Source organism: Kitasatospora sp. NPDC057738, from assembly GCF_042798815.1.
GTDB lineage: Bacteria > Actinomycetota > Actinomycetes > Streptomycetales > Streptomycetaceae > Kitasatospora > Kitasatospora lactacystinica.
Window position 1 is genome coordinate 17817 of sequence record NZ_JBHVJT010000012.1, and the last position, 13042, is coordinate 30858.

The window sequence follows — 13042 nt, forward strand, 5'->3', positions numbered from 1 at the left end:
TCTGCGGAGCGGCCGTTCCCTCAGGAAGCCCCGAAGGGCAGCTCCAGCTCCGCCCAGACCACCTTGCCGTCCCGGGTCAGCCGGCTGCCCCAGCGCTGGGCCAGCTCGCTGACCAGGAACATCCCGCGTCCGCCCTCGTCCTGTTCGGCGAACGGGCGCAGCTGGGGCGTCTGGCCGCCGGCGTCGGAGACCTCCACGGTGAGCACCCGGTCGCGGAACAGCCGCAGCCGGCGCGGGGCGTCGGCGTGCAGCAGGGCGTTCGTGACCAGCTCGCTGACCAGCAGCTCGGCGTAGTCGGTGAGCGCCGACAGGCCCCAGGCCTCCAGGGTGGCGCGGGTGAAGCGGCGGGCCTTGCCGGGCACCCGGCCCCCGCCGGACAGCGGCAGGGTGGCGATCCGGTCGGCGGGCAGCGGCAGCACCCGGGCCATGATCATCGCGATGTCGTCCTCGGTGCCGTCGGTGACCAGCGCCGCGAGGACGGCGTCGCAGCTCTCCTCCAGGGTCCGGCCGGGGCCGGACAGGGTGCGGGCGAGCAGGTCGATGCCGGCGTCCAGGTCCTGGCCGCGCCGCTCGACCAGGCCGTCGGTGTAGAGCGCGACCATGCCGCCCTCGGGAATGTCGAACTCGATCGACTCGAAGGCCACCCCGCCGACGCCCAGCGGCACCCCGGGCGGCACGTCCACCCGGGCGGCGGTGCCGTCGGGGCCCACCCGGACCGGCGGCAGGTGCCCGGCCGCGGCGATCTGGACGGTGCGCTCCAGCGGGTCGTACACCGCGCAGATACAGGTGGCGAACTGGCCCTCGCCGATCCCCGTGGCGGTCTCGTCCAACCGGGTGAGGACCTGCTCGGGCGGCATGTCGAGGGTGGCGAGGGTCCGGGCGACGGTGCGCAGCTGACCCATCGTGGCGGCGGCCCGGATGCCGTGGCCCATCACGTCGCCGACCACCAGGGCGACCCGCCCGCAGGACAGCGGCACCACGTCGAACCAGTCGCCGCCGACCTCGCTGACCACGCTGCTGGGCAGGTAGCGGTAGGCGATCTCCAGGCCGAGGGTGCGGTGCACCTCCTGCGGCAGCAGGCTGCGCTGGAGGGTGAGCGCGGTCTCCCGCTCGCGGCGGTAGAGCCGGGCGTTGTCGAGCGCCAGCGCGGTGCGGGCGACCAGTTCCTCGGCGAGGGCGACGTCGGCGGCGGTGAACGGCTCGGGGTTGCGCATCCGGATGAACTCGGAGCCGCCGAGCACCATGCCCCGGGCGGTGATCGGCACCATCAGGTACGAGTGGATGCCCGCCGCTATGCCGGGGGCCACCCGGTCCTCGCTGGCCACCAGGCCGCGCAGCGCCTCCTCGTCCACGTGCGAGCGCAGCAGCGGCTTCCCGCTGCGCAGGCACTGGACGTAGCTGCGGTCCGGGGAGTACTCGGAGGTCTCGCCGACCACGTCCACGGCGTGCGCGAGGCCGCTCTCGTAGGACTCCCCGACGGCGACGGCACGCAGCGTGATGTTCCGGTCGGAGGGGATCACGGTGGGCTCGGAGCCGCGCAGCACCGGCTCCAGCAGGTCGACGGTGGCGAAGTCGGCGAACCGGGGGACGACCGCCTCGATCAGCTCCTCGGCGGTGCGCTGGAGGTCGAGGGTGGTGCCGATCCGGGCGGTCGCCTCGGCGATGGTGGCGAGCCGTTCCTGGGCGCGGGCGGCACGGGCCTCGGCCTGGAAGCGCTCGGTGACGTCGATGATCGAGGAGCAGACCCCGAAGATCCGGCCGGTGGAGTCCTCCAGCCGGAAGTAGGAGGCGGACCAGGCGTGGTCCCGCTTGGGGTCACCGGGGACCCTTCCGTGCGAGCGGGCGTCCACCACGGGTTTGCCGGTCCTCAGCACCTGACGCATGATCTGCTCGATCTCGGCGCTGTTGATGCCGGGCAGCACGGCGGATATCCGGCGGCCGAGGTGGGCGGCGACCGGCACCCCGTTCATCCGGGCCAGCGCCTCGTTGATCCGGATGTAGCGCAGTTCGGTGTCGTAGACGGCCATGCCGATCGGCGAGCGGTCGAAGACGCCGTCCAGCACCGCGAGGTCGGCCTCGACGGCGTGCAGGGCGCGCGTGTCGGAGGCGGTGGCGAGCAGCAGCAGGGTGCCGCCCGGTCCGGCGATCGGGTAGGTGCGGAACTCCAGGTCGACCTTGTGGCCGTCGCGGTGGCGCACCGGGAAGACCCCGGACCAGCCGCTGCCGCCCATGATCCGCTGGAAGAGGCCGAGCACCTCCGAGCGGTCGGACTCGTCGGTGAGCAGTTGGGCGGCGTAGCTGCCGACGGCCTCCTCGGAGGAGTAGCCGAGCAGGGCCTCGGCGTCCTCGCTCCAGTGCAGGATCAGTCCGTCGTCCTGGAGCAGCGCCGTGGCGAGCGGGACGAGCCGATGGCCTTCGGGGTACGTGCCGTCGGAACGTCCGGGATTGCCGCCCGGTGCCGGGGCGGCGTCGGTCGCGTCCCACTCGTGTCCGTGCATGATCAGGCAGCACCCCGGTTCGGCTCGTGCCCGGCCGGGGGCCTCGCGGTCCGTGCCGGCCGGGATTCTTCTCCAGACTGCACGGACATCGGCCGCCCGGCGACCCCTTGGTCAGGGGGCGTCCGGCCGCTCCGGTTGTACGGGCGTCATGGGCGTACCGGCCGCAGCGTACTCTCCAGAACGCCCGCCCACTGCCGGATCACTCCGGAACGTCGGTGGCTGTCGTCGGTGAGCAGGTTGGCGAGGCCCAGTCCGCGGGCGAGGTCCAGTGTGGCCTGCACGGATTCGCGCACGCCGGGGCGGCTCTCGTCGGCGTCCAGGAACTCCACGGCGGCCCGGTGGGCCTCCCGGCCGACGCGGCCCTCCAGGGCGATGATCCGCTCACGCAGCACCTCCTCGGTGGCGGCGGCGGTCCACAGGTGCAGGGCGGCGCGGAACAGCGGGCCGGTGTAGAGGCGCACGATCATGTCGACCACGGCCCCGGTGCGGTCCGGCCCGGCGGCCGGCAGTTCGTCCGCGTGGGCGCGGACGGCTGCCAGCCGCTCGGCGGTGACGTGCTCGACGGCCGCGGTGAAGAGGTCCTCGCGGGTCGGGAAGTGGTGCTGGGCCGCGCCCCGGGAGACCCCGGCCCGCTCGGCGACGACGGTGACGGTCGAGCCGTGCCAGCCGAGTTCGGCCAGGCATTCCACGGCCGCCGCGAGCAGCCGGGCCCGGGTGGCTCGGCTGCGGTCCTGCTGAGGGGCGCGGGCGGCGGGGTGGCTGGTCATGGCGGCGGGCGGTTCCTGTTCCGATCGGGGCGCGGCGGGTCCCGGTCGGGGCGCGGCAGGAAGATCCTCACAGACGGGCGCCGGTCTTCGGCCGCCGGGGCGGCCCGGTCCGGTCAGCGGACGCCGGCGCGCCCGGCCTCGCGGGCGCGCAGTTCGCGGCGGAGGATCTTGCCGGCCGCGGACTTGGGGACGGCGTCCACGAACTCCACCGCGCGGACCTTCTTGTACGGGGCGACCTGCCCGGCGACGTACCCGGTGACCTCCTCCTCGGTCAGGGCGCTGCCCGGGGCGCGGACCACGAAGGCCTTGGGGCACTCGGTGCCCTCGGCGTCCGGGACCCCGATCACGGCGGCGTCGGTGATCTGCGGGTGGCCGAGCAGGACGGCCTCCAGCTCGGCGGGGGCGACCTGGTAGCCCTTGTACTTGATCAGTTCCTTGACCCGGTCGACGATGTGCAGGTAGCCGCGCTCGTCCACGAAGCCGACGTCGCCGGTGTGCAGCCAGCCGTCGGCGTCGACCACCGCGGCGGTCTCGGAGGGGCGGCCGAGGTAGCCCTTCATCACCTGCGGGCCGCGGATCAGCAGCTCGCCGCGCTCGCCGGGCCCGAGGTCGCCGTCGGAGCCGTCCAGGGCGGCGATCCGCAGCTCGGTGGAGGGGACCATCCGGCCGACCGAGCCGGGCGAGGGGTCGCCCTCGCGCGGGGAGACGACGTGGGTGACCGGGGAGAGCTCGGTCATGCCGTAGCCCTGGAGCAGGTGCGGCAGGCCCAGGCGCCGGGCGCAGGCGTCGGCGAGTTCATGGTCCAGCGGGGCGGCGGCGCACAGCAGGTACTCGACGGAGGAGAGGTCGTACTGGTCCACGATCGGGTGCCGGGCCAGTGCGAGGGCGATCGGCGGGGCGACCACCAGGGCCTGCACCCGGTGGTCCTGGACGGTGCGGCAGAACTGCTCCAGGTCGAAGCGGGGCAGCACGACCACGGTGGCGCCGCAGCGCAGCGGCTGGTTGAGCAGCGCGGCCAGCCCGTAGATGTGGAAGAAGGGCAGGACGGCGAGCACCCGTTCGCCCTCGGCGGGGCGGTAGAGGGCGTCGCACTGGGCGAGGTTGGTGGCGATCGAGCGGTGGGTGAGCATCACGCCCTTGGGCAGGCCGGTGGTGCCGCTGGAGTACGGCAGCACGGCGATGTCCTCGCCCGGGTCGATGGTCACCTCGGGGGCGGGGCCGGTGGCGGCCAGCAGGTCGGCGAGCGAGCGGTGGCCCTCGGCGCCGTCCAGGACGACGGTCCCGGCCAGCGGGTGGCCCTGTTCGGCGAGGAGTTCGGCGGCCGCACGGGCGGTCGGCAGGAAGGCGGAGACGGTGACCAGCCAGCGGGCGCCGCTGTCGCGCAGCTGGCCGGCCAGGTCGGCGGGCTTGGCGAAGGAGGAGACCGTGGTGACGGTGGCGCCGGCCCTGGTCGCGCCGTAGAAGGCCATCGGGTAGGCGGTCGAGTTGGGGCTGAAGAGGGCGACGACGTCACCGCGGCGCACGCCTGTCTCGGCCAGCCCGGCGGCCACCCGCTCGACGGCGGCGGCGAGTTGGGCGTAGCTGGTGCTCTCGCCGGTGACGCCGTCGATCAGGGCCGGGCGGTCGCCGTACCTGTGCGCGGCGCCGAGTACCGCCTCGTGGATCGGCTGGTCGACCGCGGAGACGTCGGGGAACTCGCTGCGGAACACCAAGGTGAGCCTCCAGTAAGGAAGTTGACGTAGCAACAAAACCGGCGAGCAGTTCCGTGCGGGGCGCGTTCAGGAGCATACGGACAGTCGGGGGTCCGGCTCGGCCATTGTGGGGAACCCGTGACCGTCCGTGCGTGGCGCGGTTGCTCCCGGGGGGCGCCCGACGGGACGGTGTGCACCACGGGCTCGAATGGACCGTCCGGGTGAGCACCGCCGCCCGCCGCGCCACTCACCCGGGATCCGGCTCCCCGCGCTCGCGCCCGACGCCCCGGCGACCGCCCTCGGACCGGCCGCAGCACACCGGGGACAGCACCGGCTCGATCGCACACCTGGGCGAGGTCTCGTGCATCAGTACGACTTCGGCAGCCCGAGGGTGTGCTGGGCCACGTAGTTGAGCACCATCTCCCGGCTGACCGGGGCGACCCGGCCGACCCGGGTGGCGGCCAGCAGCGCGCCCAGCCCGTACTCCTGGGTCAGGCCGTTGCCGCCGAGGGTCTGCACCGCCTGGTCGACGGTACGGGCGGCGGCCTCGCCGGCGGCGTACTTGGCCATGTTGGCGGCCTCCCCGGCGGCGAGGTCCTCCCCCGCGTCGTAGAGCAGCCCGGCCTTCTGGGTCATCAGCTGGGCCAGCTCGATCTCCACCGCGCACTGGGCGAGCGGGTGGGCCAGGCCCTGGTGGGCGCCGATCGGGGTGGACCAGACCGTGCGGGTCTTCGCGTACTCGACCGCCTTGCCGAGGGCCTGGCGGGCGAGGCCGAGCGAGAAGGCCGCGGTGAGGACGCGCTCGGGGTTGAGGCCGGCGAACAGCTGGAGCAGGCCCGCGTTCTCGTCGCCGACCAGGGCGTCGGCGGGCAGCCGGACGTCGTCCAGGAAGACCTGGAACTGCTTCTCCGGGGCGACGAGCTCCATCGGGATCGCCCGGAACTCGAAGCCGGGGGTCTCACGCGGGACGATGAACAGGCAGGGCTTCAGCTTGCCGGTACGAGCGTCCTCGGTGCGGGCCACGAACAGCACCGCGTCACAGTGGTCGATACCGGAGACGAACACCTTGCGGCCGGTCAGCAGCCAGTCCTCGCCGTCCCGGCGGGCCACCGTGGAGATCCGGTGGGAGTTCGAGCCGGCGTCCGGTTCGGTGATGCCGAAGGCCATCCGGCGGCTGCCGTCGGCCAGGCCCGGCAGCCAGCGGCGCTTCTGCTCCTCGGTGCCGTAGCGGGCTATCACCGTGCCGCAGATCGCCGGCGAGACGATGAGCAGCAGCAGCGGACAGCCGGCGGTGCCGAGCTCCTCCAGGACGATGGCGAGGTCGGTGATGCCGCCGCCCCCGCCGCCGTACTCGGCGGGCAGGTTGACGCCGAGGTAGCCGGCCTTGCCGGCGTCCGCCCACAGCTCGTCGGCGGGTTCGCCCGCCCGGGCCTTGGCGAGGTAGTAGGCGGAGCCGTAGCGGCGGCCGAGGTCGCCGACGGCCCGGCGCAGGGCCTGGCGCTCGGGGGTCTCCAGGAGCTGACTGCCGATGGTGGACATGCGGGTCCTTCCTCAGGCTTCGATGGGCTGGACGACGGCCAGCAGGGTGCCGGTTTCGACCTGCCGGCCGGGGGTGGCGCGCAGTTCGACGAGGGTGCCGTCGGACGGGGCGGCGACGCGGTGCTCCATCTTCATCGCCTCCAGCACCAGCAGCGGCTGGCCGGCGGTGACGGTGTCCCCGACAGCTGCGACGACCCGGACGACGGTGCCGGGCATCGGGGCGAGCAGCGCTCCGGGCTCGGTGCGGACGGTGGGGTCGGGGAAGCGCGGCAGGGCGGTGAGCACGGTGCCGCCGGCCGGGGTGTCGACGTGCACCCGGTCGCCGTAGCGGGCGACCCGGTAGGTGCGTCGCAGCCCGTCCTCGGACAGCACCACCCGGTCCGGCGCGGCCTCGACGAGCTCGACGCCCGGGTGGTCCTCGGCCAGCAGACCTGCGCGGGTCAGCCGGTAGCGGACGGCCGTCTCGGTGCCGTCCTCGGCCCGGTAGCGCTTGAGCTGCGGCTGCGAGGGCAGGTTGCGCCAGCCGGAGGGCAGGGCGCCGCGGCGGCCGGCGGCGTCGGCGAGGGCGGCGGCCAGCGCGGCGCGGTCGGCGCCCTTGCCGTCCGGGGCGGTGAGTTCGGCCGCGTGCTCGGCCAGGAAACCGGTGTGCAGCTCCGCGGCCAGGAAGGCCGGGTGGCGCAGGGCGCGCACCAGCAGGTCCCGGTTGGTGGCCGGGCCGTGGATGCGGGCCCGGGCGAGCGCGTCGGCGAGCCGGCGGGCGGCGGCCGCGCGGGTGGGCGCCCAGGCGATCACCTTGGCGAGCATCGCGTCGTAGTGCGGGGTGATCTCGCTGCCGGCCTCCACCCCGGAGTCCAGCCGCAGTCCGGTGCCTCGTCCGGTGAACGTGCCCGTTCCTGCGCCTGCGCCTGCGCCTGCTCCTGTGCCTGCTCCTGCTCCTGCTCCGGTGAACTCCTGGTACGGGAGCGTGAGTTCGAGCCGGTGCAGGGTCCCGGTCGCGGGCTGCCAGTCCTTGGCCGGGTCCTCGGCGTAGAGCCGCGCCTCGATCGCGTGGCCGCCGGAGGCCGGGGGCTCGGGCGCCAGCGCCTCCCCCTCGGCGACGGCGAGCTGCAGCGCCACCAGGTCCAGCCCGGTGACGGCCTCGGTGACCGGGTGTTCGACCTGCAGGCGGGTGTTCATCTCCAGGAAGAAGAACCGGCCGTCCCCGGTGAGCAGGAACTCCGCGGTGCCGGCACCCGTGTAGCCGATCGCCCTGGCCGCCTCGCGGGCCGCCGCGTGCAGGCCGGCGCGCACCTCCGCGGGCAGGCCGGGGGCCGGGGCCTCCTCGATCACCTTCTGGTGCCGCCGCTGCAGCGAGCAGTCGCGGTCGCCGACCGCCCAGACGGTGCCGTGGGCGTCGGCCAGCAGCTGGACCTCGACGTGCCGTCCGGCGGGCAGGTAGCGCTCGCAGAACACCTCGTCCGAGCCGAAGGCCTTGGCCGCTTCGGCGCGGGCGGCCGCCAGTTCGCCGGGGAGGTCCGCCAGGCTCCGGACGACCCGCATGCCGCGCCCGCCGCCGCCCGCCGCGGCCTTGACCAGCAGGGGCAGGTCGGCCTCGGTGGGCTCGGTCAGCGCGCCGAGCACCGGCACCCCGGCCGCGGCCATCAGCTCCTTGGCGGCGGTCTTGGAGCCCATCGCGGCGATCGCGGCCGGCGGCGGGCCGATCCAGAGCAGTCCCGCGTCCTGCACGGCCCGCGCGAAGTCCGCGCTCTCGGAGAGGAATCCGTAGCCGGGGTGGACTGCGTCGGCCCCGGCGGCGAGCGCGGCCCGGACGATCAGGTCGGCCCGCAGGTAGGTGTCGGCGGGCGCGGCGCCGGGCAGCCGGACGGCCGCGTCGGCCTCGCGCACGTGCGGGGCGCCGGCGTCCGGGTCGGAGTGGACGGCGGTGGTCGCGATGCCGAGCTCCCGGCAGGTGCGGAAGACCCGGCGGGCGATCTCACCCCGGTTGGCGACCAGCAGATTGGTGATCATCGTCTCGGGGGTCCTTTACAGTCGGAAGACGCCGTAGCCGCGCGCGCCCTCGACGGGCGCGTTGTGGATCGCGGACAGGCACAGGCCGAGCACCGTCCGGGTGTCGCGCGGGTCGATCACGCCGTCGTCGTAGAGCCGGCCGGAGAGGAACACCGGCAGCGACTCGGCCTCGATCTGCTGCTCGACCATCGCCCGGATCGCCGCGTCCGCGTCCTCGTCGTAGGGCTGTCCCTTCGCCGCGGCGGACTGCCGGGCGACGATCGACAGCACTCCGGCGAGCTGCTGCGGGCCCATCACCGCGGACTTGGCGCTCGGCCAGGCGAACAGGAACCGCGGCTCGAAGGCCCGCCCGCACATGCCGTAGTGGCCGGCCCCGTACGAGGCGCCCATCAGGACCGACAGGTGCGGGACCTTCGAGTTGGCGACCGCGTTGATCATCATCGCGCCGTGCTTGATGATGCCGCCCTGCTCGTAGTCCCTGCCGACCATGTAGCCGGTGGTGTTGTGCAGGAAGAGCAGCGGGGTGTCCCGCTGGTTGGCCAGCTGGATGAACTGGGCTGCTTTCTGGGACTCCTGGCTGAACAGCACGCCCTGGGCGTTCGCCAGCACGCCGACCGGGTAGCCGTGGAGGCGGGCCCAGCCGGTGGCCAGGCTGGTGCCGTAGAGCGGCTTGAACTCGTCGAAGTCGGAGCCGTCGACGATCCGGGCGATCACCTCGCGCGGGTCGAAGGGCACCTTGAGGTCGCCGGGGACGATCCCGAGCAGTTCCTCCTCGTCGTACGCGGGCGGTTCGGCGAGCCGGTCCGGGCCGGGGCCGGGCTTGCGGTGGTCGAGCCGGGCGACGATCCGGCGGGCGATCCGCAGCGCGTCCGCCTCGTCCACCGCGAAGTGGTCGGCCAGGCCGGAGACGCGGGCGTGCATCTCGGCGCCGCCCAGCGACTCGTCGTCGGCCTCCTCTCCGGTGGCCATCCTGACCAGCGGCGGGCCGCCGAGGAACACCTTGGCGCGCTCCTTGACCAGCACGGTGTGGTCGGACATGCCCGGCACGTAGGCGCCGCCGGCCGTCGAGTTGCCGAACACCACGGCCACGGTGGGGATTCCGGCGGCGGACAGCCGGGTGAGGTCGCGGAAGAGGGCGCCGCCGGGAATGAAGATCTCCTTCTGGCTGGGCAGGTCGGCGCCGCCCGACTCGACCAGGTTGACCAGCGGGAGGCGGTTGTTCAGCGCGATCTCGTTGGCCCGCAGGGCCTTTCGCAGGGTCCAGGGATTGCTGGCGCCGCCGCGCACCGTCGGGTCGTTGGCGGTGATCACGCACTCCACGCCCTCGATCGTGCCGATCCCGGTGACCAGGGCCGCGCCCACCGGGTGGTCGCTGCCCCACGCGGCCAGCGGGGACAGCTCCAGGAACGGGGAGTCCGGGTCGACCAGCAGCTCGATCCGCTCGCGGACCGGCAGCTTGCCGCGCTTGCGGTGGCGGTCCACGTACCTGGGGCCGCCGCCCGCCAGCGCCTTGGCGTGCTCGGCGTCGAGTTCGGCGAGCTTGGCGACCATCGCGGCGCGGTGCTCGGCGTGATCGGGCCCGGCCGGGTCGACACGGGTGGTCAGGACGGTCACAGCGGGGCCTCCGGGCTGTCCAGGAGCAGGGTCGGGATGTCGAGGTGGCGCGAGCGCAGCCACTCCCCGAGGGCCTTGGCCTGCGGGTCGAAGCGGTGCCGGGCGGCGACGCCCTCGCCGAGCAGGCCGGTGAGGGTGAAGTTGACCGCGCGCAGGTTCGGCAGAACGTGCCGGGTGACGCTCAACCCGGCGGTCTCCGGAAGGAGTTCGCGCAGCCGCTCGACGGTGAGGGCGTGCGCCAGCCAGCGCCAGCCGTCCGCGGAGCGGGCCCAGACACCGAGGTTGGCATCCCCGCCCTTGTCGCCGCTGCGGGCGCCGGCCACCAGGCCGAGCGGCGCCCGCCGGGTGGGGCCGGCCGGCAGCGGTTCGGGCAGCTCGGCCTCCACCGGGCGGGCCCGGTGGGGCTGTTGGGCCGCGGTGGTGACGGGCGCCGGCGGTACGGCGATCCGGCGGCCGTCCGGCAGCACGGCGGTGTGCTCGACGGCCTTCGCGTCGACGTGCGCGGCACTGAACACGCCGTACGGCGCGCCCGGTCCGGGCGGGGCGGTGAGGTGGAAGCCCGGGTACCCGGCGAGACCCAACTCGACGGCCGCCTTGCCGAGTTCGCGTCCGACCTTGGCCGGGTCCGGGTCGCGGGCGGCCAGCCGCAGCAGGGCGGAGGCGCCCTCCTCGGTCGGGGCGTCCGGGTGGTCGGTGCGAGCCAGGGTCCAGCGCAGTTCGGCGGGCCGGGCGTCGGGCGGCAGGGCGTCGGCGAACTGCCGCCGCACCAGGTCGGCCTTGGCCTCGATGTCCAGGCCGGTGAGGACGAACACCACCTCGTTGAGGTGGCCGCCGAGCCGGTTGAGGCCCGCCTTCAGGGTGGGCGGCGGGGCCTCGCCGCGCACGCCGTCGATCCGGACCCGGTCCGGGCCCTCCCCGGTGAGCCGCACACTGTCCAGCCGGGCCGTGACGTCCGGGCCGAGGTAGTGCGGTCCGCCGGTCTCGTACAGGAGTTGGGCGGTGACGGTGCCGGTGGTGACGGCGCCGCCGGTGCCCGGGTGCTTGGTGATCACGCTGGAGCCGTCGGCGTGCAGTTCGGCGAGCGGGAAACCGGGCCGGGTGACGTCGTGCTCGCGGAAGAAGGCGTAGTTGCCGCCGGTCGCCTGGGCGCCGCACTCCAGGACGTGCCCGGCCACCACGGCGCCGGCCAGGGCGTCCAGGTCCTCCGGGGTCCAGCCGAAGTGGGCGATCCCGGGGCCGACGACCAGTGCCGCGTCCGTCACCCGGCCGGTCACCACCACGTCGGCGCCGGCGGCCAGGCAGGCGGCGATGCCGAACCCGCCGAGGTAGGCGTTGGCGGCCAACAGACCGCCCGGCAGGCCGAGTTCGGCCCGGCGCGGAAGCAGGTCGTCGCCCTCGACATGGCCGACGGCCGTCTCGACCCCGAGCCGCCCCGCCAGCGCCCGCAGCTCATCGGCGAGCCGGGCCGGATTGAGGCCGCCCGCGTTGACCACGATCTTCACGCCGCGTTCGCGGGCCAGGCCGAGGCACTCCTCCATCTGGCGCAGGAAGGTCCGGGCGTAGCCGAGCGACGGGTCCTTCAGCCGGTCCCGGGCGAGGATCAGCATCGTCAGCTCGGCCAGGTAGTCCCCGGTGAGCACGTCCAGCGGCCCGCCGGTGAGCATCTCCCGCATCGCGGTGAAGCGGTCCCCGTAGAACCCCGAGGCGTTGCCGATCCGCAGTACCGTGCCGTCGCACACCAAGGCGCCTCCCCTGCCGGTGAGTTGGGCGCACCCTCGGACGGGCGCCACCGGGCAGCAGCGTGGCACCGTCGACAGAAAAAAGCAATCATGCTTGCTTGTTTTCTTGCACCTGTGCTGCTCGCGGCCCTCCGCCGTTGCCGGCCGCGACCGGCCGGGCGCTTCCCCGGGGACCGCCCGTCAGGTGTAGAGGGCGGCGGCGCGGCGGGTGGCCTCGGCGAGGCGGGCGCGGAATTCGGGTGGTTGGAGGACCTCGGCCTCCGGGCCGAGGCGGAGGAGTTCGAAGAAGCCGATGTCCCAGCTCTCGACCGGCAGGGTCACGGTGACCCAGCCGTCGGCGTCCGGCGGGCCCGCGGTGGCGAGGGCGTCGGCGGCGGCGGTCGCTTCCAGCAGGACGGCGAGGTTCTCCACGGCGAACGGACTCAGGCGCACCAGGGCCCGTTCGCGCAGCATGGCGCGGGTGAACTCCCGTGCCGCCGCGGCCCAGTGCTCGGCGAGGTCGAACTCCGGGTCGCGTTCGAACCGCTCCTCGCCGGCCTCGGCGGTCTCGAAGCGGTCCACCCGGTACGAGCCGAACCGGCCGGAGGGCCCGCGCGCCACGGCGTACCACTGCCCGGCCTTCAGGACCAGGCCGTACGGCTCCAGCCGCCGGTCCCGGGTGCCGCCGCGCGCCGCGTAGCGGGCGTGGAGCACCCGGTCCTCCCACACCGCGCGCGACACCTCGGCGAGCAGCGCGGGCGTCCCGGCCTCGCGGAACCAAGCCGGTGCGTCGAGGTGGAACCGCTGGACGGCGGCCGCGGGGGCGTCGCCGAGCGCGGCGGCGACCTTCAGCCGGGCGGCCAGGGCCCGCCCGGCCAGGCCCATGTCGCGCAGCGGGCCCGGGAGGCCGGCCAGGTGCAGGACTTCCGCCTCCGCGCGTTCGAGGCCGGTGAGGCGGGTGCGGTAGCCGTCGACCAGTCGGTAGCCGCCGCCCCGGCCGCGTTCGGCGTACACCGGCACCCCGGCCTCGACCAGGGCGGCGACGTCCCGCTGCACGGTGCGCTCGGAGACCTCCAGCTCGACCGCGAGTTCCGCGGCGGTCATCTCCCGCCGGGACTGGAGGAGCAGCAGCAGCGCGATGGCCCGGCTCGCCCGCACGTCGCTCCTTCCGCTCGTCCGCCGTCGTCGGGCGCCCGGTGGTCCCACGG

The 13042-nt window shown here is 74.6% G+C and carries 8 protein-coding genes; all 8 read right to left on the reverse strand.

The genetic code is table 11. The features are described 5' to 3' along the window. Positions 1-20: 20 nt before the first annotated feature. The 8 genes from ACFVGO_RS08895 to ACFVGO_RS08930 all read right to left on the reverse strand — a co-directional run bounded on the left by ACFVGO_RS08895 (position 21) and on the right by ACFVGO_RS08930 (position 12992). On the reverse strand, positions 21-2498 hold the full coding sequence (locus tag ACFVGO_RS08895; protein ID WP_359913663.1) for a SpoIIE family protein phosphatase: 2478 nt from the start codon (positions 2496-2498) through the stop codon (positions 21-23). A gap of 146 nt (positions 2499-2644) precedes the next feature. Continuing rightward, entirely contained in the window at positions 2645-3265 is a 621-nt protein-coding gene (locus tag ACFVGO_RS08900) for a TetR/AcrR family transcriptional regulator (RefSeq protein ID WP_359913666.1), read from the reverse strand. A 113-nt stretch (positions 3266-3378) separates the two neighbouring features. Further along, positions 3379-4977, reverse strand: a complete 1599-nt coding sequence (locus ACFVGO_RS08905) for a 4-coumarate--CoA ligase family protein (protein WP_380631201.1) — start codon at positions 4975-4977, stop codon at positions 3379-3381. A 345-nt stretch (positions 4978-5322) separates the two neighbouring features. Next, positions 5323-6495 carry an acyl-CoA dehydrogenase family protein gene (locus ACFVGO_RS08910; RefSeq protein ID WP_380631202.1) on the reverse strand — a complete coding sequence of 391 codons (1173 nt, stop codon included), beginning with the start codon at positions 6493-6495 and terminating at the stop codon, positions 5323-5325. Positions 6496-6507: 12 nt separating this feature from the next. Next, complete coding sequence (locus ACFVGO_RS08915; RefSeq protein WP_380631203.1) at positions 6508-8502, reverse strand: acetyl/propionyl/methylcrotonyl-CoA carboxylase subunit alpha; 1995 nt, start codon at positions 8500-8502, stop codon at positions 6508-6510. A gap of 15 nt (positions 8503-8517) precedes the next feature. After that, entirely contained in the window at positions 8518-10116 is a 1599-nt protein-coding gene (locus ACFVGO_RS08920) for a carboxyl transferase domain-containing protein (protein WP_359915035.1), read from the reverse strand. Beyond that, on the reverse strand, positions 10113-11789 hold the full coding sequence (locus ACFVGO_RS08925) for an acyclic terpene utilization AtuA family protein (protein ID WP_380631254.1): 1677 nt from the start codon (positions 11787-11789) through the stop codon (positions 10113-10115). Before ACFVGO_RS08925 ends, ACFVGO_RS08920 begins: the two co-directional genes overlap by 4 nt. A 246-nt stretch (positions 11790-12035) precedes the next feature. After that, positions 12036-12992: a helix-turn-helix transcriptional regulator gene (locus ACFVGO_RS08930; protein ID WP_380631204.1), complete on the reverse strand. Its 957-nt coding sequence runs from the start codon at positions 12990-12992 to the stop codon at positions 12036-12038. Positions 12993-13042: the final 50 nt, after the last annotated feature.

Excerpts from the sequence above, each read along its gene's own strand:
- ACFVGO_RS08895 (WP_359913663.1), bottom strand. The coding sequence starts at position 2,498 with ATGCACGGACACGAGTGGGACGCGACCGACGCCGCCCCGGCACCGGGC.
- ACFVGO_RS08915 (WP_380631203.1), bottom strand. The coding sequence starts at position 8,502 with ATGATCACCAATCTGCTGGTCGCCAACCGGGGTGAGATCGCCCGCCGG.
- ACFVGO_RS08900 (WP_359913666.1), bottom strand. The coding sequence starts at position 3,265 with ATGACCAGCCACCCCGCCGCCCGCGCCCCTCAGCAGGACCGCAGCCGA.
- ACFVGO_RS08925 (WP_380631254.1), bottom strand. The coding sequence starts at position 11,789 with ATGCGGGAGATGCTCACCGGCGGGCCGCTGGACGTGCTCACCGGGGAC.
- ACFVGO_RS08910 (WP_380631202.1), bottom strand. The coding sequence starts at position 6,495 with ATGTCCACCATCGGCAGTCAGCTCCTGGAGACCCCCGAGCGCCAGGCC.